This is a genomic window from Ruegeria sp. CDSC002, from assembly GCF_059610905.1.
The window spans coordinates 150,054-171,296 of sequence record NZ_JBXWOM010000002.1; the positions used below are offsets into that span (position 1 = coordinate 150,054).

21 protein-coding genes are annotated in these 21,243 nt (G+C 57.7%); 7 read left to right on the top strand and 14 right to left on the bottom strand.

All coding sequences use genetic code 11. The features are described from left to right. Window positions 1-14 precede the first annotated feature (14 nt). Complete coding sequence (locus AC2FJE_RS04830; RefSeq protein WP_496760699.1) at window positions 15-1,085, bottom strand: ligand-gated ion channel; 1,071 nt, start codon at window positions 1,083-1,085, stop codon at window positions 15-17. A 60-nt stretch (window positions 1,086-1,145) separates the two neighbouring features. After that, window positions 1,146-2,633, bottom strand: a complete 1,488-nt coding sequence (locus tag AC2FJE_RS04835) for an ABC transporter substrate-binding protein (RefSeq protein WP_496760700.1) — start codon at window positions 2,631-2,633, stop codon at window positions 1,146-1,148. Between the two features lie 169 nt (window positions 2,634-2,802). On the opposite strand from AC2FJE_RS04835, the gene panB reads away from it, so the two are divergent. The 3 genes from panB to glpK all read left to right on the top strand — a co-directional run bounded on the left by panB (window position 2,803) and on the right by glpK (window position 6,027). Then, the gene (gene panB, locus AC2FJE_RS04840; RefSeq protein WP_496760701.1) at window positions 2,803-3,642 is read left to right on the top strand and encodes a 3-methyl-2-oxobutanoate hydroxymethyltransferase; all 840 of its coding nucleotides are present in this window, start codon (window positions 2,803-2,805) and stop codon (window positions 3,640-3,642) included. Next, the gene (gene panC, locus AC2FJE_RS04845) at window positions 3,639-4,481 is read left to right on the top strand and encodes a pantoate--beta-alanine ligase (protein WP_496760702.1); all 843 of its coding nucleotides are present in this window, start codon (window positions 3,639-3,641) and stop codon (window positions 4,479-4,481) included. The genes panB and panC overlap by 4 nt, the downstream gene beginning before the upstream one ends. Window positions 4,482-4,548: 67 nt before the next feature. Continuing rightward, window positions 4,549-6,027: a glycerol kinase GlpK gene (gene glpK / locus AC2FJE_RS04850; protein ID WP_496760703.1), complete on the top strand. Its 1,479-nt coding sequence runs from the start codon at window positions 4,549-4,551 to the stop codon at window positions 6,025-6,027. 13 nt (window positions 6,028-6,040) lie between these two features. Here glpK and smpB read toward each other — a convergent pair whose 3' ends face one another. The 10 genes from smpB to AC2FJE_RS04900 form a co-directional block, all read right to left on the bottom strand. After that, complete coding sequence (gene smpB, locus AC2FJE_RS04855; RefSeq protein WP_058272887.1) at window positions 6,041-6,517, bottom strand: SsrA-binding protein SmpB; 477 nt, start codon at window positions 6,515-6,517, stop codon at window positions 6,041-6,043. A gap of 47 nt (window positions 6,518-6,564) precedes the next feature. Next, on the bottom strand, window positions 6,565-7,107 hold the full coding sequence (gene idi, locus AC2FJE_RS04860; RefSeq protein WP_058272886.1) for an isopentenyl-diphosphate Delta-isomerase: 543 nt from the start codon (window positions 7,105-7,107) through the stop codon (window positions 6,565-6,567). A gap of 208 nt (window positions 7,108-7,315) precedes the next feature. Continuing rightward, the gene (locus tag AC2FJE_RS04865) at window positions 7,316-7,729 is read right to left on the bottom strand and encodes a c-type cytochrome (protein ID WP_058272885.1); all 414 of its coding nucleotides are present in this window, start codon (window positions 7,727-7,729) and stop codon (window positions 7,316-7,318) included. 113 nt (window positions 7,730-7,842) lie between these two features. Continuing rightward, entirely contained in the window at window positions 7,843-8,856 is a 1,014-nt protein-coding gene (locus tag AC2FJE_RS04870) for a P1 family peptidase (RefSeq protein ID WP_496755396.1), read from the bottom strand. A gap of 81 nt (window positions 8,857-8,937) precedes the next feature. After that, window positions 8,938-9,684 carry an SDR family oxidoreductase gene (locus AC2FJE_RS04875; RefSeq protein ID WP_109313665.1) on the bottom strand — a complete coding sequence of 249 codons (747 nt, stop codon included), beginning with the start codon at window positions 9,682-9,684 and terminating at the stop codon, window positions 8,938-8,940. Window positions 9,685-9,744: 60 nt separating this feature from the next. Then, window positions 9,745-10,164, bottom strand: a complete 420-nt coding sequence (arfB, locus tag AC2FJE_RS04880) for an alternative ribosome rescue aminoacyl-tRNA hydrolase ArfB (RefSeq protein WP_282170143.1) — start codon at window positions 10,162-10,164, stop codon at window positions 9,745-9,747. A gap of 263 nt (window positions 10,165-10,427) precedes the next feature. Further along, window positions 10,428-11,072, bottom strand: coding sequence for a queuosine precursor transporter (locus tag AC2FJE_RS04885; RefSeq protein ID WP_058279096.1), 645 nt, complete (start codon window positions 11,070-11,072; stop codon window positions 10,428-10,430). Between the two features lie 91 nt (window positions 11,073-11,163). Continuing rightward, a complete protein-coding gene (locus tag AC2FJE_RS04890; protein WP_496755397.1) occupies window positions 11,164-12,048 on the bottom strand; it encodes an esterase-like activity of phytase family protein in 885 nt (294 codons plus the stop codon). Next, a complete protein-coding gene (gene mepA, locus AC2FJE_RS04895) occupies window positions 12,021-12,884 on the bottom strand; it encodes a penicillin-insensitive murein endopeptidase (RefSeq protein WP_496755398.1) in 864 nt (287 codons plus the stop codon). The genes AC2FJE_RS04890 and mepA overlap by 28 nt, the downstream gene beginning before the upstream one ends. Beyond that, window positions 12,881-14,248: an MFS transporter gene (locus AC2FJE_RS04900; protein ID WP_282170140.1), complete on the bottom strand. Its 1,368-nt coding sequence runs from the start codon at window positions 14,246-14,248 to the stop codon at window positions 12,881-12,883. Before AC2FJE_RS04900 ends, mepA begins: the two co-directional genes overlap by 4 nt. 132 nt (window positions 14,249-14,380) lie before the next feature. Between AC2FJE_RS04900 and AC2FJE_RS04905 the strand changes: the two genes are divergently transcribed. The 3 genes from AC2FJE_RS04905 (at window position 14,381) to yaaA (ending at window position 17,603) form a co-directional block, all read left to right on the top strand. Then, the gene (locus AC2FJE_RS04905) at window positions 14,381-14,671 is read left to right on the top strand and encodes a YggT family protein (RefSeq protein ID WP_108860000.1); all 291 of its coding nucleotides are present in this window, start codon (window positions 14,381-14,383) and stop codon (window positions 14,669-14,671) included. A gap of 86 nt (window positions 14,672-14,757) precedes the next feature. Beyond that, entirely contained in the window at window positions 14,758-16,797 is a 2,040-nt protein-coding gene (recQ, locus tag AC2FJE_RS04910) for a DNA helicase RecQ (protein WP_496760704.1), read from the top strand. 35 nt (window positions 16,798-16,832) lie between these two features. After that, window positions 16,833-17,603 carry a peroxide stress protein YaaA gene (gene yaaA / locus AC2FJE_RS04915; RefSeq protein ID WP_496755400.1) on the top strand — a complete coding sequence of 257 codons (771 nt, stop codon included), beginning with the start codon at window positions 16,833-16,835 and terminating at the stop codon, window positions 17,601-17,603. On the opposite strand, the gene AC2FJE_RS04920 is transcribed toward yaaA, so the two are convergent. After that, entirely contained in the window at window positions 17,594-18,055 is a 462-nt protein-coding gene (locus tag AC2FJE_RS04920) for a VOC family protein (RefSeq protein ID WP_496755401.1), read from the bottom strand. The two genes, yaaA and AC2FJE_RS04920, sit on opposite strands and share 10 nt — an antisense overlap. Window positions 18,056-18,064: 9 nt before the next feature. Beyond that, entirely contained in the window at window positions 18,065-20,281 is a 2,217-nt protein-coding gene (locus tag AC2FJE_RS04925; RefSeq protein WP_496760705.1) for a response regulator, read from the bottom strand. A gap of 85 nt (window positions 20,282-20,366) precedes the next feature. Between AC2FJE_RS04925 and AC2FJE_RS04930 the strand changes: the two genes are divergently transcribed. Next, the gene (locus AC2FJE_RS04930) at window positions 20,367-21,242 is read left to right on the top strand and encodes a 2-keto-4-pentenoate hydratase (protein ID WP_496760706.1); all 876 of its coding nucleotides are present in this window, start codon (window positions 20,367-20,369) and stop codon (window positions 21,240-21,242) included. Window position 21,243 lies beyond the last annotated feature (1 nt).

Sequence of the window (21,243 nt, forward strand, 5' to 3'; positions counted from 1 at the left end):
TCCCGGTCCAGCACCTATGGAACCAGAAGATAGGCAAAAACTGCATAGCCAACGATTGCAGCGTAACCCAGCGGGTAAATCCACTTGATGGCGTAGTTATCCAACTTGCGCGCCCCGGATTCGCGACCCGAGACTTTGAGCCTGCGCAGGGCGACATTGAACACAATCAAAGCCCCGGTCATCAGGAACATGCACTGCAGAACGAAATCCAGAAATGTCAGGTATCCAAGCTTTGGCAGATCAGCAGAAATCGCCCAGTTGAAAGCTACGAATACCAGCAAGTTTCCTCCGGCAATTTCGATCCTTTTGCGGTATTCATCAAGAAAGAACAGTGCCCAGCCGACCGAGATCAGCACCAGCATCGGCAGAAACACCCGAATGACATAGTAGGTCAGATGCCGGTGGCCTTCGAAGATCAGCGCAACCTGATCGCTGTCCTGACCGGAAAGGCCCGTGACCTGAGAGGTTTCAAGCCGCGCATTGTCCAGAATCCACTCTTCTTCGCCCAGCAGGTCACCAAGGCCCGAGAACTCGTTCATCGGATGATAGGACACATATTGGGATGGAAAGATCGAAACGACCTCGAAATGAAACTCCTGTGTGTCGAAAGGGTATTTCCGAAAATCGAAATGTGGGGCCTGTAATGTCAGCGAGGATTTCTCGACATACAACACCCGCCCGTCATATCGCAGAGAGGCAGCGGCTTCGTGAATCCACTTGTTGGATTGTTGGTTGTGAATGACGAATGCTGGTACCACCGTCCCGATCTCAGCGGCATGATCGGCCAGCGCCGGGGGGTTGAAAACCCGGAAATCGCGCCCCAGCTCTTGCCGGTCAAAAGCCAACGCAGGGTCGGTCCACTCAACACGCAGCACAACCACGGCACCGTAGTTTTCGGCCTTCTGGTCAACGCTGGTGATCTGATCTATTCGAATACCGATACCAACATCCAGCGGGTTCTCTGGCGTCCCGATGGGCGTGTCCAACCGACTGTCCAGAATGTTCTGCGCCACAACCGGTTCCACAGTCGTTGCCGCCAGGGCAACGGTCACAAAACCCAGAAACAGGACACGAAACAAAATCATCCTTGGCTCACTCGACAACATTAAATGCAAGGGCCGTGAACCAGCGGCCCCTGCCTTGAGTCACTCGGACCAGCTGATCTGCGTCAGATCGATTGCGGCCGTGGGCGCGTTTTCCCACAGGCCCTGAACTCCAGCCTTGGCCACGCCCAGCTTGGCCAGTTGAAACAGGTACCCGTTGACGTAGTCGTCTGCGATCAGGCGCTGTGCCTCACCCAGCAGACGGGTGCGTTCTTCTGGGTCTGTCGTTGAATTCAGCGTGTCCATCAGCGCCTGGAAATCGGTGCTGTCATACTGGAAGTAATAGTCAGGGCGCGCATAGATCCCGATATCCATAGGCTCAGTGTGACTGACGATGGTCAGGCCGAAATCCTTGCCTTTGAACACCGATTCCAGCCACTGAGCCCATTCAACGTTGATGATATTGGCCGTGATCCCGACCTCGGCCAGTTGGGCGGCCACAATCTCACCCCCGCGGCGGGCATAGGATGGGGGCGGCAAATGCAGCGTCGTTTCAAACCCTTCCGCATATCCAGCATCGGCCAACATCTTAGCGGCCTTCTTGGGGTCGTAGGCCGAGTTCCCGGTCAGATCAACATAAGCCGGATTGTGCGGCGCGAAATGGGTGCCGATGGGCGTGCCGTAGCCAAACATCGCTCCGTCGATAATCGCCTGACGGTCAATCGCATGGGCCAATGCCTGACGCACTTGGATATCATCGAAGGGTGGCATCTTGTTGTTGGTGGACAGAATGGTTTCCCCTTCAGTCGAGCCGACGAGCACCTGAAAGCGCGGATCAGCCTCAAATTGCGGCAGGTTCTCTGGCGCGGGGAAATTGTCGAACACGTCGATATCCTCGGCCATCATGGCCGCAAAAGCCGCCGTCGGGTCCGAGATAAATTTGAATGTAGCAGTCTCTAACGCTGGCTGATCGCCCCAATAGTCCGGGTTGCGGTTCAGGGTGATACTGTCGCCCTGCACCCATTCACCAAAGGTAAATGCGCCGGTTCCGACGGGGTTGGTCTTGATGCCCTCGATACTATCGGGCGCGACAATAACCGCATCACCCCAGGCCAGGTTGAACAGGAAGTTCCCGTTTGGCTCAGACAGGGTCACCTTGACGGCCAGCGGGTCGACCACCTCGATGTTTTCAATCCCGGCAAACAGGGCTTTTTGCGCATTTGCGCTATCCTCGGATCGGGCGCGGTCCAGGCTGAACTTGACGTCCTCGGCATCCATCGTGGTGCCGTCGTGGAAGGTAACCCCATCGTGCAGTTTGAAGGTATAGACCTTGCCATCTTCCGAGATTTCCCAACTTTCAGCCAGACCGGGTACCACAGATCCATCACCCATAAACCGGGTCAGGCCTTCGAAGATATTGGTGTAAACCACCGAATCGATAGCCTGTGCTGCGGCACTGGTCGGGTCCAGATGCGGCGGCTCTAGTTGCAACGCTATAGTAATGTCGGATTTAGCGAAAACCTGTGTACCAAACAGGCTGGCGCTAACCGCCAGCACCGAAGCAAAGGACCGAAATGTCTGCTTTGTCATGTAAATTACTCCCCACTGAAAATGGAAACCTGCGATTTTTTGGGCCGTACTGCACCCAACTTCTCTTTAAACCTTAGGTCATTCAAGGAAATGTTCGCGCAACCGGGGTTTCTATAGCCCGCTCCCATCTGTTATGCCGCGCTGCAACATGACAACCGGAGGAGCGACAATGAGCGCCACCGCCCGCAAAAAAGCCCCGAATGCACAGGATATCCGCGCCCGCAAAGGCGGCGAGCCGCTGGTCAGTCTGACAGCCTACACCACGCCGATGGCGCGGTTGATGGATGATCATTGTGATTTCGTTTTGGTGGGCGACAGCGTCGGCATGGTGTTGCACGGGCTGGAATCGACGCTGGGTGTGACGATGGAGATGATGGTGATGCATGGTCAGGCCGTCGCGCGCGGTTTGGAAAGTGCGATGATGGTCATCGACATGCCCTTTGCCAGTTACGAGCATTCGCCTGCCGAGGCATTCCGGAACGCCGCCCGGCTGATGTCCGAAACCAGCGCGGGCGCAGTTAAGTTGGAAGGCGGCGTCGAAATGGCCGAGACCATCCGCTTTCTGGTCAAGCGCGGGATTCCAGTGATGGCGCATATTGGCCTGACGCCGCAATCGATCAACACACTTGGCGGCTACAAGGTTCAAGGTCGCGACGAACAGGCCGAGGCTGTACTGGCCGATGCACGCGCTGTGGCCGAGGCGGGCGCGTTCTCGGTCGTTCTTGAAAAAGTACCGCAGAAATTGGCCGATCAGATCACGGCTGAGATCGCGATCCCAACAATCGGAATCGGAGCCTCGGCGGGGTGCGACGGTCAGATTCTGGTTGTCGACGACTTGGTTGGCTTTTTCACCGCCTTCAAACCGAAATTCGTCAAACGCTATGCTGAGCTTGGTCCATTGGCCGAAGCCGCCATTGCAGAATATGCCACAGAGGTGCGCGCACGAACCTTCCCGGCGGACGAACACGTCTTTTCCGATCAGGCCCCGACCAAAGGACCCAAGGCATGACCGCCCCAATCTTTCGCCGTCTGGCCGACCTGCGTGCCTTGACTTCGGAATGGAAGCGGAAGGGTGAAGAGATCGGCGTGGTTCCGACCATGGGCGCGCTGCATCAGGGTCACCTGTCACTGGTTGAGGTCGCCAAGGTGGGTTGTGACCGGGTGATCGTCACGATCTTTGTGAACCCCAAACAGTTCAACAACCCCGAGGATTTGGCAAAGTACCCGCGCACCGAGAACGAGGATGCGCAGAAACTGGCCCCCTACGGCGTTGATGCGATCTACGTGCCGGAACCCGAAGAGATTTACCCGGAGGGCTTTGCCACCACCGTTTCCGTCGCGGGCCTGACCGATGTGATGGAAGGTGAATTCCGTCCCGGCCATTTCGACGGCGTTGCCACAGTTGTGGCCAAACTGTTCCTGCAAACGCAGGCGGACAGAGCCTATTTTGGGGAAAAAGACTATCAGCAGCTGATGATCGTGACCCGAATGGCGCGCGATCTGGACATTCCGACCGAGGTTGTTGGATGCCCCACAGTGCGCGAGCCCTCGGGTCTGGCCATGTCATCGCGCAACCTGCGACTGTCGTCCGAAGGGCTGGATATTGCCGCCCACAAAAACCGGATCATGCGGGAATTGGCGGCCGCCCTGAAAGACGGCGCGCCGTTTGATCTTTTGGCTGCACAAGCCGAGATCGATCTGCTGGCCGCGGGCTTCACGCAGGTGGAGTATTTTCAACTGCGGTGTGCCGAAACGCTGGACCCAATAACCCACGCAAACCGGCCTGCCCGCCTGTTCGCAGCAGCCTGGGCGGATGGTGTGCGGCTGATCGACAATATTCCTGTCTGAACACACTGGCACGTTCGTCATTGTTTGCGCTAAAGTCCCGCAAAACCAAACGACGGGGGGCGCAGGCGTGACCTACATTCTTGCCATTGATCAGGGCACCACATCATCGCGGGCAATTCTGTTCGACGCTGAGATGCAGCGCGCAGGCACCGCGCAGCACGAATTCACTCAGCACTTCCCGCAGGAAGGCTGGGTCGAACACGACGCCGAGGAAATCTGGGACAGCGTCCTGCGGGTTTGCCGCGAAGTTATGGATAGCGTCGGGGTAACCTCTGATCAAATCGCGGGTATCGGCATCACCAACCAGCGGGAAACCACCGTGGTCTGGGACCGCACAACCGGCGAACCCATCCACAACGCGATCGTCTGGCAGGACCGCCGTACCGCCGAGATCTGCGCGCGCTACAAGCAGGCCGGGTGCGAGGATGACGTGACCGCCCAGACTGGGCTGCTGCTGGACCCCTATTTCTCGGGCACCAAAGTTAAATGGTTGCTGGACACCGTGCCGGGTGCGCGGGACCGGGCCGAGGCCGGAGAGCTGATGTTCGGCACCATCGACAGCTTTCTGATCTGGCGCCTGACAGAAGAGCGCAGCCACGCGACAGACGCCACAAACGCGGCGCGCACGCTTCTGTTCGACATCCACAAAGGCGAGTGGAGCGCCGAGATTTGTGATCTGCTGGACGTCCCAATGAACATGCTGCCCGAGGTGCGAGATTGTGCCTCGGATTTTGGAAATACGACCCTATTCGGAGGAAATATCCCGATTCTAGGTGTTGCCGGTGATCAACAGGCCGCCACAATCGGGCAGGCCTGTTTCCAGCCGGGCATGATGAAATCCACCTATGGCACCGGTTGTTTTGCTCTGTTGAACACAGGGGATAAGCCGGTCGAGTCGAAGAACCGCCTGTTGACCACCATCGCCTATCAATTGGACGGCAAACGGACGTATGCGCTGGAAGGGTCAATCTTTGTGGCCGGGGCAGCCGTGCAATGGCTGCGCGACGCGTTGCAGATCATCGAGAACGCCCCGGAAAGTGGCGAGCTGGCCCAAAAGGCTGACCCGAACCAGCATGTCGTGCTGGTGCCGGCCTTTACCGGCCTCGGCGCGCCCTATTGGAAACCCGATTGCCGTGGCGCGGTGTTCGGTCTGACCCGGAATTCAGGCCGTGCCGAATTTGCCAAGGCCACGCTGGAAAGTATCGCATACCAGACGCGCGATCTGTGGCACGCCATGCAGGGCGACTGGGGTGCAGATACCGACGTTATCCTGCGTGTCGACGGTGGCGCCAGCGCGTCGAACTGGGCGATGCAGGGATTGTCGGACTACCTTGGCGCCGAGGTCGACCGGCCGGTAATGCAGGAAACCACGGCATTGGGCGCGGCCTGGCTGGCCGGTATGCGCGCAGGCGTTTATCCGGATCAACAGGGATTTGCGGAAACCTGGGCGCTGGATCGCCGGTTCGAACCGGAGCTTTCTGCCAAAGAGCGTGATGCCGCCTATGACCGCTGGAAACGTGCGGTGTCAGCTGCGATGGCGTTCTGAGAGGTATGAAGGATCAGCTATGATCCTTCATCAACCGCTGCTTTTGACGTGACCAGTCACGCTTGGCTTGGGTTTCGCGCTTGTCATGGTTCTTCTTACCCTTGGCGATACCGATCTTGATCTTGGCCTTGCCCTTGTGGTTGAAATACAGAACCAGCGGCACCAGTGTCATGCCTTTGCGCTGGGTCGCGTTCCACAGGTTCGACAATTCCTTGCGTGACACCAGCAGTTTGCGCCGGCGGCGTTCCTCGTGCTTGAACGATTTAGCCTGCTCGTAGGGGGCGATATAGCTGTTGACCAGCCACAGCTCGCCATCATCGACCGAGGCATAGCTTTCGGCGATGTTCGTCCCACCTACGCGCAGAGATTTGACCTCGGACCCTTCCAGCATGATGCCGCACTCAAGATCGTCCTCGATTGCGTAATCGAAGCGGGCGCGCCGGTTTTCGGCGATGACTTTGTAATTCGGGTCTGTCTTTTGCTTAGCCATGACGCGTTGATCTATGCGGCTTGGGCGGCCCTTGCAAGGCGTAGCCGTCAGGAGGTGGCGGAGATAATCAGATCAGGTCCGAAAATAGTGTCGGCGTGATTGTGCAAATAGATCTTGAGCCACGGTGTAAATCGCTCGGGATAGCGCTGCACTTCGGCCAGAAGATCGTGGTAATCGACCCAGCGAATTTCCATGACCTCTTCCGGGTTGGGCTCAATCTTCAGCGGGCCGCGCACATGGGCCAGAAAGATGTCGACCACTTCGTGCTCGATCATATTGTTGCCGACATCGGCGTGATACTCCAGCCGGTGACGGTATTCCGGGTAAAGTCCGGTAATTCCCAATTCCTCGCGCAGCCGGCGCACCGCGCAGACAGACGGTGTCTCACCCCAGTCGGGGTGGGTGCAGCAGGTATTCGCCCAAAGGCCAGGGGTATGATATTTGCCCAAAGCCCGACGCTGCATCAAAATTTCGGTCCCACGCACGACAAAGACAGACACCGCCTTGTGCCGCAGGCCTTTTTCATGCGCCTCAAGCTTGTCCACTGGGGTCAACTCGCCATCAACCCAGGCCGGGATCATGATTCCCATCTGTCGTCTCCTGCTGCCGATCCACCCGAAGGGCCGGAAATTCGAAATTGGCTGCCACCGGGTCGGCTTGGCTCTGCGAATTTATGCGTGCAATGCATGAAATACCGCGCGCTTTCAAATTGGCGCTGTTCAACGCGGTTATCAAGCGCACGAAAGGCCGCAGGGGCTGCGGCCTTTTGTAACCTCAAACGGTGTTTGGTCTGCGGTTTTATTCGCCAGAAACACTTACGATATAGGCGTAAACATCCTCGGCACCCTTCTTCAGCTTGAAGGTCATCTTGGATTTGGCCGAAGTTTCACCCAGATAGTCTTTCAGAAACGCCTTAGGGTCCTTTGCGTATTCAACGAATGTCGTTTCGTCCCAGACCAAACCGTTTTCACCAGCGGCAACGATGCTGTCACCATATTTGAACTCTTCAACGGTGCCTGCGGTCCGGCCTGCAATCCCATACAGGTTCGGACCGGTTTTACCTCCCTTTACGATGACTTCACCCTCAGGATCGGCAATCTGGTGACAGGATTTGCACTTGTTAAAAGTCTTCTTTCCGGCTTCGGCGTCACCTTCGGCATATGCGGGAAGGGCCAGAAGGCCGACGATTGCGGTCGCGAGAATGCGATTCATAGCTTTTGCTCCGATACGAATTGGCTGCACCGAATGGACCGTCGGCGCAAAAAAGAGTCAACGCGCAGATTGCCGCGCGAGGGCACTGTGCCACTGCGGCATATAGGCCGTCCTTAACTTAAGTCATGTAAGCCAGACCAACAGGGTAAAAGATCCCCCGCCGCTGGCGAGGCAAGAAATACGGCCCGCGCGATGGCCCGCGACAGACAGATCGAAGCCACATGACCAAGAAGCCCCAGTTCAGCCTCTGGAAGGTCGTGATTGCCTGTGCTGACGCCGAACACCAGATCGCCATCGCCTGGTGTGTGCGCGGGAACAATCGCCCGTGCGATCCCGTCATGGGCAGCCACCGCCAACCTATGGCATTGCGGCTTGGACAGCGCCGCGTCAGTGGCAACAATTGCGATGGTGGTGTTGGCCTTGTCCGGCTGGGCGGGTCGCATTGCTTTGGCCTTGCGACTGGTCAAGACACGACCAAGACCCGTGTTGGAATCAGGCCCTAATCCTCCGAATTCGTCGCCGATTTCAAACGGAGCGGCCCAGAAATGACGTTCACCCGGCGTGGTGACACTGCCGAGCGGATTGGCGGCAACCAATGCGCCAACCGTGACCCCGTTTTCCATCACAAACGAGGCGGATCCGAGCCCACCCTTTTGCATGGCAGCCAAGGCACCAGTCCCTGCGCCAGCAGTACCCAGATCGAACTGATCGGACGCTCCATCGAATGCGTGACGCCCCAGCGCGCGATAGGGGTTCTCGGCCCAGGCTTTGTCGCCACCGTTAAGCAGGTCAAACAGGATCGCCCCCGGAACGATAGGGACCACGACATTGCCAACCTCAAACCCGCGGTGTTGCGCCCTTAGCGCGTCAGCTACCCCGGAACAGGCGTCCAGACCAAAGGCCGAACCACCGGACAGAACGATGGCATCTACGCGCGACACGGTTTTGTCAGGCGCAAGCAGGTCGGTTTCCCGCGTGCCCGGCGCACCGCCCATCACGTGAACGGAGGCCGTAAAGGGATTGGGTGCCGTCAGAACGGTTGCGCCGGATTTGAGCGCGTCATCCTGAGCGTTTCCAACCAAAAGGCCGGGAACATCAGTGATCAGGTTTCTGGGTCCGGAGGTCATTGCATTTTTAGATGCTGGAGCAGAAGAGCGCGCAGGCGCGCTGCATCCGGCGGGGATATTTCTTGCCAGATGAAGAGCGGATCAGATGCAGCGGCCACCGTCGACCTCCAAAGCTGTGCCGGTGATCATGCTGGCCTCGTCGGAACATAAGAAACAGGCGGCGTTGGCCATATCCTCGGGTGTCGAGAAACGACCCAATGGGATGGTCGATAGGAACTTGGCGCGAACCTCGGGCGTATCCTCGCCCATGAAAGACTTGAGCAAGGGCGTTTCCCCTGCAACCGGGCAGATGGCGTTTACCCGGACACCCGATGGGGCCAGTTCGACCGCCATAGTCTTGGTCGCGGTGATCATCCACCCCTTGGAGGCGTTGTACCAGTTGAGATTCGGACGCGGCGACAGCCCCGCCGTCGAGGCCACGTTCAGGATCGCGCCAGTACCACGCGATTTCATATGCGGAACCAATGCACGGGCCGTTAAATAGACAGATTTCATGTTCACGTTGAAAACGCGGTCGAAATCCTCTTCGCTCACATCCTCCAGCGGGGTGGGAAGGTGGGTGACGCCGGCGTTGTTGACTAGAATATCGAGATGCCCCAGTCGATCAAAGGCTGCGTCTGCCATCGCCTCAACCGATGCGCCGTTGGCCAAATCGACCTGATGTGCAAAGGCGTTCGGGCCCAATTGATTGGCCTGAACCTCGGCTGCATCACCGTTGATATCGGCGATCATGACGCGGGCGCCCTCGGACAAGAACTTGCGAGCGATCCCGGCACCAAAACCTGATGCGCTACCGGTCACGATTGCGGTTTTACCCTCTAACCTCATGATCTTGTCCTTTTGCAGCTGCGCAAAATCAGAGTAGCGATGCGCCGTAAAGATACCAGATCAATCTTCGGGTATCTTACCGCGCAGGGCTTTGACGTCTGAGCGTGCCTTTTTGGAAGCCAGACGTCGCTTGACCGAACCGTAGGTGGGTTTGGTGGCGATACGGCGCTTGGGTTTAACCATAGCGCGGGTGATCAAGTCGGCCAGCCGGTTGCGCGCTATTTCGCGGTTGCGCGCCTGGCTGCGGGTTTCGTCGCATTGAATGATGATCGCGCCCTCTTTGGTCCAGCGTCGCCCCGCCAGTCGCTTGAGCCGCGATTTGACGGGGTCAGGCAAAGAAGGTGAGCGCGCCGCCTCGAACCGCAATTCGACGGCGGTGGATACCTTGTTCACGTTCTGCCCGCCGGGACCGGATGAGCGAACAAAGCTCTCGGTCATTTCCCAGTCTTGCAGGGTGATATCGTCGGTGATGCGCAACATGAGGCTGACCTTACAGGCCTGATCCGAAAACAAAAAGGGCCGCCCCGCATGGGACGGCCCTTCGAAAGCTCAGGAGGTTGGGTCGGTTAGATCAATCGACCAGCCGGAGCGAGCGCTCCGCCAAGGGCTGCCTTAACAGGCGATCCCCCCGGTTGTTCCAACACCTCTCTCCAATCCCTTTCTCGACATTGGATCACCTCCTTTCAAACTGTTTCGGTTGCTGGAATCGTGCCACGAGTTGCACGAAACTCAAAACGTTTTTTTTACGCCGGCTGAGCGGTCAGTCGCGCCACGATCACCTTGAACGGGATCAGCGCGATCATCGCCAGCGACAATTTCACCAGCCAATCCGCAAAGGCCAGCGTTACCCACAGGGGCGCCATCGGACCGGTCAGCATGAAGGGTACAGGCTCCCACGCCCAGCTGATTGCGGCGTCGGCGTCGGCACCAAAGAGAGTAATCGAAGCCGAGAATGCGATGGTGAAGAACAAAGTGGTGTCCAACGCCGATCCGATCAGGGTCGAGACCAGCGGCGCGCGCCACCAACGGCCGCCACGCAATGAGTTGAACACGGTGACGTCCGTAAGCTGCGCGAGCAGGAAAGCGGTCCCGGACGCAACGGCGATTCGCAGCGGCACAGCGGCATAAGTGAAACCGTCACCTTGCAGCATGATCTGGCTGCCGATCAGCGAGCAGATGATACCGGTGATAAACCCGGCAAACACGACTTTGCGGGCGGTCGCCACGCCATAGACGCGGTTCATGATGTCGGTGACCAGAAAGGCCAGCGGATAGGTGAAAGCACCCCAGGTAAGCAGCCCGTCAAAGATCAGGAACTGAACCAGAAAATTCGAGGCCACAACAATGGCAGCCATGGCAATAATGCCGGGTATATAAGCGCGTTGCATTTTCAGATGCCCGTTTTGACAAGGTAGCGGCGACTTGGCCAAGGGACAGTCCCAAGGCAAGCCGCGCTTCTAGACCTTTGCTTTGGACGTGTCAATCGGGCAGAGCATACTCGACCAGTTCAGTACGCTGAAGCGCCAGAAAATTATCATCTGACACCATAGTGGCCCGCAAACGGCCCTCGTCGTCGCGCCAGACAGACAAACCCTCGAGGTTGTCATGTGCACCGGTCCCAGTTTGGAAAAGAACCTCTTCGGCGCTTGGGGTGTCACCGTCCAACTCCCATCGCCGCAGACGCGAACGGAACCCGATCCAACCGACATCCCGTTCCAAAACGTAAAGCCTGCCATCCGGTCCGAAATCTGCTGCAACTGGCAGAAAGTCCCCCCGTTGCGGCAAAACGAAAGGCGTCGACCACGCCTGACCGTCCCACCGATAGACAGGGATATCACCCGTCGCTGTTCGGTTTTCCTCGGGCATTGTGAAAAGGTGACCGCGTTGATCAATGGCCAACGCCTCGAGCGAGCCGTTGAGCTCAAAGCCATCAAACGCCTTGGGCCGCGGCAAAACCTGGGCTTTGGTCCCTGGCGCTAGGTAATAGGCCACCCGGTGCGTGTTTTCGAACGAGACGTACAAGCCGCCATCGGGGGCAATGGCTATGCCTTCAGAATCCCCGGCCCCACCTATCAGAGGGCGTCCTCTGCTGGAAATGAGAGGCCAATTTTCAGTGATCTGAATGTCAGAAATTTCGTCATCATTACGCTCGACCCGTGCGGCAATCAGTGTCGAACGATCGGTCATTCCAATCAAATGGCGGCCATCATCCGAGATGTGGATGGCAGAAATCCCGCCAAACCACTCGGCCGTGTGACGCCATGTAAAACTACCAAGGTGGTTGGGTGTCTTGAGATCAACTGCCCAAGCCGCTCCGGCCAGTAATACCGCGACGATCAGTTGGATTGCAGAACTTGTGTGCATTGCTGAGGAAGATCGGCCAATCGAAATTCACGCCGTTTCTTGGGCGCTGGGGCATTTGGGTCGGGTGGGGGTGGGTTAAGGATATTGTTCACCCATTGTTGCGCCTCGGCACAGCCATCCCCTTTTGGCGGAGGATCCTGATTAACGCAACCTTTAGAGCCGCGTGGGCATTTCAGACGGACATGGAAATGATAATGATGTCCCCACCAGGGCCTGATCTTGCGCAAATAGGCACGATTACCCTTCTCGTTTTTGCACATTTCCGCCTTGGCACCGGGAAAGACGAAAATTCGCGCAACTCGCTTGTCCTTTGCGGCTTGGCGCAGCACGGCATGGTGTTGTTTCGTCCAGTTTCCGTTGACAAACGCGCCATTCGACCGGCGCAGGGAAATCGACGAGATATTCTCACGCGCCTTGCGGCTTAAGCGCATGTTGTCGCCGGGCAGCATCCAGATATCGATGTCCAGACCCAGCTGATGGCTGCGGTGCCCGGATGTCATCGGCCCACCGCGCGGCTGGCTGATATCGCCGACATATAGCCCGTTCCATCCGGGCTGCTTTGCCGCGAACTTGCTAAGGTCCTGCACATAATCAATCGCCTCAGGATGCCCCCAATTTCGATTGCGTGACAGCCGCATCGCCTGCCATGTCGGTCCCGTTTCGGGCAATTGCACCGACCCTGCAGCGCATCCACGCGAATAACTGCCGAAGGCTGCGGATTTTTGCTGCGAACTTGCTTTCTGCGCCCCAAACAACTGCTTTGCCAGAGGCTGCGCCGTAGCAGTGTTCGTCAGAAATATCGCGGCCAGTATCGTCAAAAAACGTAATAAAATCATCTGCTCTGATCCCCTTCCGGTTTCACCCAGCGCATCAGTATTAACCCCAGAATAAACAACAGAACGATGGGTGACACCCCCAGTCTTGCACTGCCGGTTACAGTTGTGGCTATTCCGATCAGCAAGGGGGCGGCAAAGGCTGTGGCACGCCCCGACAAACCATAAAGCCCAAAGCTTTCGACCGGGGCCTTGGGGTCGGTGTGACGCACCATCATCGAACGGCTGGCGGATTGCAGAATACCGCCCATGCCGCCGATCAGAACCCCGCAGCCAAAGAACACCAGATCAGGCAGGCCGGATCCTTCGGGTAAAGACATGCCAAAGATCTGTGTGCGGTCCATCGACACGATGGTGATGCAAACAAAGATCAGCACCCAGATAGCCACCAAAATCACTGGTTTAGGGCCGTATTTCTTGTCCAGCTTACCGCCGACCCACGAAAACGCAGCCGCAGCCAGAACGCTGACGATACCAAAGACACCGATCTTGATCAGGTCCCATTCCAGCACCAGTCGCGCATAAACACCGCCAAAGGTGTAAAGCCCGTTCAACGCGTCACGATAGAACATGGATGATCCAAGGTAGGTGGCCAGGCTGACCCGGTGGCGCAGATTGGAAATCGACTTGACCAGAAGGCGCAGGGCGTCGCCCACATTGCCTTTTTTGTCGGTCGGCGCATCATCCCGGACCCAAAGGAAGTAGGGGATCATGAACAGAACGAACCAAACCGCCGTGAATGGCCCCACGAAACGTGTGCCCTGCTGCATTGAGGCATCCAGCCCAAACAGCGGATCCATCCCGATCAGGGTCTTGCCGTTGGCCTGCTCGACGAACAGCGCCAGCATGATCGCAAGTGAGATCAGCCCACCAAAATAGCCAAAGGCAAATCCTGACCCCGAAATCTCACCAACCTCATTTTCGTCCCCCAAATCGGGCAGCTGCGAATTGATGAAGATCAGAGCGTATTCCGCGCCAACAAAGCCCAGACCAAAGGCCGACAACATCAGCCACATATTCGACCCGTCGGGCATCGTGTACCAAAGCGCGGCGGACCCCACCGCATACATCACCGAAAACGCGAAAATCCATGGCATTCGACGACCCGAAACATCCGCCATGGCCCCCATCAACGGTGCGCCAAAGGCGATGATCAACCCAATGATGGTCATGCAATTCGCCCACACCGTCTGCGCCCGCGCATCGGCCGCATCAGCATCCAGACCAGACGTCAGATAATACTCTGCCGCAACTCCGGCGAAGTAGGGACCAAAGACAAAGGTAACCAGCAATGTATGATACGGTTGACTGGCCCAGTCGAAAAACCACCAACCCCAAATGCGCTTGCGCTTGGAAATTTCTGCCATGACTGCCCCTGTTTATCGTTGTTTTCATAAGACGGGTCTTTGGCCTATTTCGCAAGGGTTCTGTTAGCGCACACTTGCTCTTTGCCGCGCTAGCTACTACCTCTCGCGAAACGTGACTTGGAGAATACGAAAATGATGGCAATTTTCGGCCCGATCGACTTGGTATTGAGCATCGCCTATTGGTTCGTCTTGATTCAGGTCATAATGAGCTGGCTGATCAACTTTCAGGTTCTGAACCTTCACCAGCAATTCGTTGCCCAGATTTGGTACGGGTTGAATCGGATTCTGGAGCCGATTTATCGCCCTATTCGCAAAGTGCTGCCCGATCTTGGCGGCATCGATCTGACGCCTCTGGTCGTGTTGATCATCATCATTTCACTGCGAAGCTACGTCCTGCCGGAACTCTTTCTGGCCCTGAGCTGAGGCTGATCCCTCTTGTTCACCGAATCTTAGTATGTGATTGTCCTGTCTTAAGAGCAGATAAACCTTAAAACAGGGCAACCCCGCACATGTTCGACGCCGCACCGATGCTGCGAGATGTCTTTGGATTCGACGACTTCCGCCCCGGGCAGGAAGAGATCGTCGATGCCGTGACCGCAGGTGAAAACGTGCTGGCGATCATGCCGACGGGTGGCGGTAAATCCCTTTGTTTCCAACTACCTGCGTTGATGCGGGATGGCGTGACGGTGGTGATTTCCCCGCTGATCGCCCTGATGCGCGATCAGGTTCGCGGGCTGCAAGAGGCCGGCGTTGAAGCAGGTGCTCTGACCTCGGGCAACACGCCCGAAGAAACAGATGCCGTGTGGGAAGCGCTGGAGGACGGGCGGCTCAAGCTGCTTTACATGGCCCCCGAACGTCTGGCGGCAGGATCGGCGCTGGGGATGCTGCGCCGGATCAACGTCAGTTTGATTGCCGTGGATGAAGCCCATTGCGTCAGCCAGTGGGGCCATGATTTCCGCCCCGATTACCTGCGGATCGGTGAGCTGCGGCGCGCGTTGGGCGTTCCTTTGGCCGCCTTCACCGCCACCGCGGATGCCGAAACGCAGGACGAGATTGTCGAAAAACTGTTCGACGGCACGCCCCCCAACAAGTTTCTGCGCGGGTTCGACCGACCCAATATCCACCTTGCCTTTGGGGCCAAGGATGGCCCCCGCAAACAGATCCTCGACTTTGCCAGTGCCCGAAAAGGGCAATCTGGCATCGTCTATTGCGGCACGCGCAACAAAACCGAGGTGCTCGCGCAAGCCTTACGCGCGGAAGGTCACTCTGCCTGCCACTATCATGGCGGAATGGAGGCCGAGGATCGCCGTATCGTCGAAACCCGCTTTGCCCGCGAAGACGGGTTGATCGTGGTTGCCACCGTGGCTTTTGGCATGGGCATCGACAAGCCCGACATTCGATGGGTCGCCCATGCCGACCTGCCCAAATCCATCGAGGCCTATTATCAGGAAATCGGCCGTGCCGGCCGTGACGGTGGCCCTGCCGAAACGCTGACCCTGTTTGGCCCCGACGATATTCGCCTGCGCCGCTCGCAAATCGACGAAGGGTTGGCCCCGCCAGAACGTCGCATGGCCGACCATGCACGCCTGAATTCTCTATTGGGTCTGGCCGAAGCATTGGTATGCCGCCGTCAGACTCTGTTGGGCTACTTCGGTGAACAGGCCGAACCTTGCGGCAAGTGCGATCTGTGTGACACCCCGCCCGAAGTGTTCGATGGGACCACGCCCGTCCGCATGGCCTTGTCTGCAATCCTGCGCACCGAGGAATGGTTCGGCGCCGGCCACCTGATCGACATCCTGCTGGGCAATGAAACCGACAAGATCCGCGCGCGACGTCATGACCAACTGTCGACCTATGGGATCGGCAAAGAGTGGTCGCGCCCGCAATGGCAGGCCATCTTCCGGCAGATGATGGGGCATGATCTGGTCCGCCCGGACCCCGAACGCCACGGCGCACTGCAAATGACCGAGGCTGCCAAGCCCATCCTGAAGGGTGAGGCCCGGATCAACCTGCGCAAGGACACATTGCGCAAGGCCGGACGCCGCCCGGCGGTCAAAATGATGGTGTCCGAAGAAGACGCGCCGCTGCTATCGGCCTTGAAAGCCAAACGGCGCGCTTTGGCCGAAGCCGCGCGGGTACCGGCCTATGTCATCTTCCCTGACCGCACGCTAATCGAAATGGCTGAGAAACGCCCCCTGTCGCTGGACGATATGGCCCGAATTGGCGGGGTCGGCGCGAAAAAGCTGGAACGTTATGGTGACACGTTTCTTGAAGTCGTCACCGGTGAGGTTGAAGCCGTTCATCCCGCGCGCCGCAAATTGGCTGGCCGCGATCAGGGCGATATCTATGATCAGTTGCTTGAAGTGCAGTCGCAGCTGTCACGCGGTCCGGAGGGGATCGACAAGCCGCTAACTTGCTCGGCCTCGCAACTGGCCAAGGTCGCACAGTTGCGGTCAGGTGACCCGCGCGCGATCGAACATGTTCTGGGTGACCGCCGTCACGAAAGGTTTGGAGCGGCCTTTCTGGACGTGCTGCGACAGACGGACTAGATACGGCCCAGAACAGGCAAGGAAAGAGAGCGGATATGCTGGTAGTTATTTCCCCGGCCAAGCGGCTGGACTGGGCAGAACGGGATGTCGAAGTCACGCAGCCAGACTTTCAGGACGATGCCATTCGCCTGTCGAAAACCGCCCGCAATCTGACGTTGGGTGATCTGAAAAAACTGATGGATCTAAGCGATGATCTCGCGCGCCTGAACCGCGACCGGTATCGCGCATTCTCAGACGCGCCCGAGGAGGATGTGACACGCCCCGCCGCGCTGGCCTTTGCGGGCGACACCTATCAGGGGCTCGAAGCTGCGTCGCTGGATGCCGAGGAGATGGCCTGGGCGCAGGATCATCTTCGCATTCTGTCCGGTCTTTACGGTGTGCTGCGCCCGCTGGATTCCATTCAGGCCTATCGGCTTGAGATGGGCAGCAAGCTTAAAACCCGCCGCGGAAAGAACCTGTATGAGTACTGGCGCGATCAACTGAGCAAAGCGCTTAATGCGCAAGGTGCTGAGGTTGGATCAGAAGTCCTGGTGAACTGCGCCAGCCAGGAATATTTCGGCGCAGTAGACCTTAAAGCACTGAAGCTGCGCGTTATCACCCCTGTTTTCATGGAAGACAAAGCAGGCACGCCTAAGATCGTGAGCTTTTTTGCCAAAAAAGCGCGCGGTGCGATGGCACGGTATGTCATTCAGCACAGGCTGGACGCCCCCAAAGGACTGCTGGACTTTGACTCAGGTGGTTATGAATACCGCCCCGATTTGTCAGAAGAAAACAAACCAGTCTTCGTGCGCCCCTATCAGGCCTGATCCAACATAGATGGGTCATAAGCGACCAGTTCGACCGTATTGCCTTCGGGGTCTTCGGTGAAGATGCCGCGCCAGCCGATCCATCCGAACTGCTCGACGCGGTAGGGCTGGCCAAGGTGGTCATACCATCGCATCACAGCGTCTTGTTCGTCGAATGGCAGCGACAAAGCGATGTGATGCAGAGACGACGCTCCACCCGTCACCGGTTTTTGCGATCCGGTAGGATGCAGCCATGGTCGCGGGGCGGCGGTGTGGTGAAACAGGGCCAGGACCTGCGTATGGCCACCATATCCGGGCGCAATCTGGAAAAAGGTGATCGCGCTGTTGTGGTCACCGCTGAGACGCTTTAATCCGATCACGTTTTCATAAAACGCGACCATGGCGGCCATATCCGCGCAGCGGATGGCAATCTCACCCAGCGCGCGGGGCTGAAATCCACGATCTTCAGACATGTGTTCAATCTAGTCAGCCCGGATTTCCTCTGCAACAACCGGGCAACAATCATCCGGCCTATGGGTCAGAACCATCTGGTGAATCGTCTGCTTTTGCAGCGGTTTGGTCAGGTAGTGATCCAGCCCGGCAGATAAGATTCCCTGATCGTCACCAGCCATCGCATGAGCCGTAAGGGCGACAATAGGAACATGACGGCCAGTCTCAATCTCACGGCGCCGGATTTCGGCTGTGGCCTGTTTGCCGTCCATTTTAGGCATCGAGATATCCATAAAGATAAGGTCTGGGTCAAACTCCTGATACGCCTGCACCGCTTCGATCCCGTTGCCGGCAAAGCGGAGGTCGATGTTCAGATCTTTGACCATCTTCTTAAGGATCAGTTGATTGGTCCGGTTATCTTCGGCCGCCAGAACACGCATGATACGCTGCGTTCCTTCACATGCGGGTTGGTTAGGTGCCTGATTGATCGGTGCGGTCTCCGAAAGCGACTCAACGCCCTGTGGGTGGCCAAGCGCTTTCAGGCGCGCGTATAGCTCAGCCCTGGGGATCGGCTTTTGTAAAACGCCTTCGATCAGGTGGCGCGCGGGGTGGGCGTGAATGACACCGGGATTGGCCGACATCACGACAATCGGCAGAGCGCCCCACCCCCTGTCTTTCAGCAGGACAGCCAGCTCAAGCCCGTCCATGTCGGGCAGGTCATGATCGCACAGCAGAAGGTCCACACTGTCGTCCAGCGCCGTCAGCGCCTCTCGCCCCGACGTGCAAACGGTGCCCTGAACCCCCAGCCGCCCTAGCTGTTTGGACAGGATCGCGCAGTTGGCGGCCAAATCCTCGACGATCATCACATGGCGCAGGCGCCCGTCAAGATCGGGCGGGGCAGGTTGCGGGCCTTCAGCGGTCGGCAGTGAGACACGAAAGCCAAAGCAGGACCCCTGCCCCGGCTCGCTATCCACCCAGATAGCACCGCCCATTAATGTGATCAGTCGCTTGGTAATGGCAAGGCCCAGACCGGTCCCCTCAAAGGCCCTGTTCCGTTCGTCTTCGACCTGATTGAATTCACCAAAAATGTGCCCGATCTTGTCTTCGTCGATGCCGATGCCGGTATCTTCGATTGCAACATGCACGTCGCAGGATTGGGTATCCGGGTTCGGCACACCGGTGACACGGATCAGGACATGGCCCTCGGACGTGAACTTGACTGCATTGCCGACGAGATTGGTCAAAACCTGCCGGACCCGCCCCGGATCGCCGACAAACAATGTGGGCAGGAACAGATCGTAATCCACCAATAGCGTCAGACCTTTATCGCGCACGCTGGGTTGCAGCAGCATCGCGACTTCAAGAATGCAGCGTTCAAAGTCGAACTGTTCCGGGTGCAGGGTCAGCTTGTCCGCCTCGATCTTGGAATAGTCCAGGACGTCGTTGATAATCACCAAAAGCGCTTCGCCCGAATTGCGGATGGTGTTCAAATACAGCCGTTGTTCTTCATCCAAAGGTGTTTCGGTCAGCAATTCGGTCATGCCCACGATACCGTTCATCGGGGTTCGAATTTCATGGCTCATATTGGCCAGAAAGGCCGATTTGGCGCGGTTTGCTGCCTCGGCCCGTTCACGAGCAGCGGTCAATTCGGCCTCATGCCGCACGGATGCGGAGATGTTTAGGGCCAGGCTCACCACATCGCCACCATGACCGCGCTGGTCGATCAGCTTGATATAATGGCCGTTCCACAGCCGGATAACCTCGGGCTGGGGGTGCGGCATCGCCCATCTCTGCAGCATTCTATCGCGCCAGCCGGGCGTCGGCTCGGACCCAAGATCAATCAGCCCCTCGGTCGTCAGGATCTCCAAAATCCTCGGATAGGTCACACCCGGCGCAACCTCTTCCAGCCCGTCAAAGACGCTTAAGTAAGCCGCGTTTGCCCCAATCAGGCGACTTTCCTCGTCAAAGAACGCGAATCCATCCTGAATGGTTTGGATTGAATGCCACAGGCGACGCTCGGCCACCTCGATTTTGGCGTTGGCGACCGTCAGATCGGATTTGACCTTTTCATTCTCACCCCGAACCGTTTCAACCTCGGCCTGGGTTTCACCGATCCGCTTGGTCAATGCCATCGCATGCAGGCCCAGTTTGCGGTTTGCAGCCGACAGCTCTGCCTGTTTCATTTCCAACAACCGCTCGGCCGCCAGACGTGCGCGCCGTTCCTGTGACAGTTTTCCTGCAAGACTCATCTTTGGTGTTTCCGGGACAATCTGCGTCCAGCATCCGGGCAGAGAGTGAAGAACTGTTTAAGCCGTTGCCCAATGATCGAACCTCATGCCACTCTTGCCAAAACGGAGGTGTGATATTCGGTGTTTCTTCGGCGCGTTGTTGGCCTGTGGCGTATTTGCTCATCCTGTGGCGGCGGGCTGCGCAACGGATGGTCAGATCGATCGGTTCGTCGCGGATTACCTCTCAGCTACGCCTACATCTGCCCTTTCGCCTGATGGCACAATGAACGATGCACTGTGTACGAAAGCGCGAATAGTGTACGCATTAGAGCCACATTTAGGGCCGGTCATCGGCTACAAGGCCGGTCTGACCAGCGCGCCGGCACAAGAAAGGTTTGGCGCGTCGGAACCGGTGCAGGGCGTTTTGTTCCGCGACATGATGCTGGATGACGGCGCGACCGTTCCATCAGACTGGGGTGCGCGACCGGTGTTTGAGGCCGATCTGGTGCTGGTTGTGGGCGACGCGGATATCAATCAGGCCACATCGCCAGAGGAGGTGCTGCAAGGCGTCTCAGCCATCCGCCCGTTTATCGAACTACCTGACCTGACCTTTGCCGAGGGTGAACCGATCACCCCGGTCACACTGACAGCAATTAGCGTTGCTCCGAAACTGGGCGTTTTGGGTGTAGAAATCCCTGTGTCCGATCCGGCAGCTATGGTGCAGGCCTTGGCTGATATGACTGTCACCCTCCGTGCCGCAGATGACGAGATTCTGGCGCAGGTACCGGGCACAGCGGTACTGGGGCATCCGGCCAATGCCGCCCTTTGGCTGATGTCCAAAGGGATTGAATTTCAACCGGGGGACTTGATTTCCGTCGGATCATTCGGGCCGTTATTCCCGCCTGTAAAGGGTAAAGGCGGGGCATCAGTGTCCTACGACGGCTTGCCCGGCAATCCCACGGTCAGCGTGGTGTTTGACTGAC

Excerpts from the sequence above, each read along its gene's own strand:
- mepA (WP_496755398.1), bottom strand. The coding sequence starts at position 12,884 with ATGATTTTATTACGTTTTTTGACGATACTGGCCGCGATATTTCTGACG.
- AC2FJE_RS04865 (WP_058272885.1), bottom strand. The coding sequence starts at position 7,729 with ATGAATCGCATTCTCGCGACCGCAATCGTCGGCCTTCTGGCCCTTCCC.
- AC2FJE_RS04830 (WP_496760699.1), bottom strand. The coding sequence starts at position 1,085 with ATGATTTTGTTTCGTGTCCTGTTTCTGGGTTTTGTGACCGTTGCCCTG.
- AC2FJE_RS04875 (WP_109313665.1), bottom strand. The coding sequence starts at position 9,684 with ATGAGGTTAGAGGGTAAAACCGCAATCGTGACCGGTAGCGCATCAGGT.
- arfB (WP_282170143.1), bottom strand. The coding sequence starts at position 10,164 with ATGTTGCGCATCACCGACGATATCACCCTGCAAGACTGGGAAATGACC.
- AC2FJE_RS04870 (WP_496755396.1), bottom strand. The coding sequence starts at position 8,856 with ATGACCTCCGGACCCAGAAACCTGATCACTGATGTTCCCGGCCTTTTG.
- yaaA (WP_496755400.1), top strand. The coding sequence starts at position 16,833 with ATGCTGGTAGTTATTTCCCCGGCCAAGCGGCTGGACTGGGCAGAACGG.
- recQ (WP_496760704.1), top strand. The coding sequence starts at position 14,758 with ATGTTCGACGCCGCACCGATGCTGCGAGATGTCTTTGGATTCGACGAC.
- AC2FJE_RS04890 (WP_496755397.1), bottom strand. The coding sequence starts at position 12,048 with ATGCACACAAGTTCTGCAATCCAACTGATCGTCGCGGTATTACTGGCC.
- smpB (WP_058272887.1), bottom strand. The coding sequence starts at position 6,517 with ATGGCTAAGCAAAAGACAGACCCGAATTACAAAGTCATCGCCGAAAAC.
- AC2FJE_RS04835 (WP_496760700.1), bottom strand. The coding sequence starts at position 2,633 with ATGACAAAGCAGACATTTCGGTCCTTTGCTTCGGTGCTGGCGGTTAGC.
- AC2FJE_RS04900 (WP_282170140.1), bottom strand. The coding sequence starts at position 14,248 with ATGGCAGAAATTTCCAAGCGCAAGCGCATTTGGGGTTGGTGGTTTTTC.
- AC2FJE_RS04930 (WP_496760706.1), top strand. The coding sequence starts at position 20,367 with ATGCCACTCTTGCCAAAACGGAGGTGTGATATTCGGTGTTTCTTCGGC.
- panC (WP_496760702.1), top strand. The coding sequence starts at position 3,639 with ATGACCGCCCCAATCTTTCGCCGTCTGGCCGACCTGCGTGCCTTGACT.
- AC2FJE_RS04905 (WP_108860000.1), top strand. The coding sequence starts at position 14,381 with ATGATGGCAATTTTCGGCCCGATCGACTTGGTATTGAGCATCGCCTAT.
- AC2FJE_RS04925 (WP_496760705.1), bottom strand. The coding sequence starts at position 20,281 with ATGAGTCTTGCAGGAAAACTGTCACAGGAACGGCGCGCACGTCTGGCG.
- idi (WP_058272886.1), bottom strand. The coding sequence starts at position 7,107 with ATGGGAATCATGATCCCGGCCTGGGTTGATGGCGAGTTGACCCCAGTG.
- AC2FJE_RS04920 (WP_496755401.1), bottom strand. The coding sequence starts at position 18,055 with ATGTCTGAAGATCGTGGATTTCAGCCCCGCGCGCTGGGTGAGATTGCC.
- AC2FJE_RS04885 (WP_058279096.1), bottom strand. The coding sequence starts at position 11,072 with ATGCAACGCGCTTATATACCCGGCATTATTGCCATGGCTGCCATTGTT.
- panB (WP_496760701.1), top strand. The coding sequence starts at position 2,803 with ATGAGCGCCACCGCCCGCAAAAAAGCCCCGAATGCACAGGATATCCGC.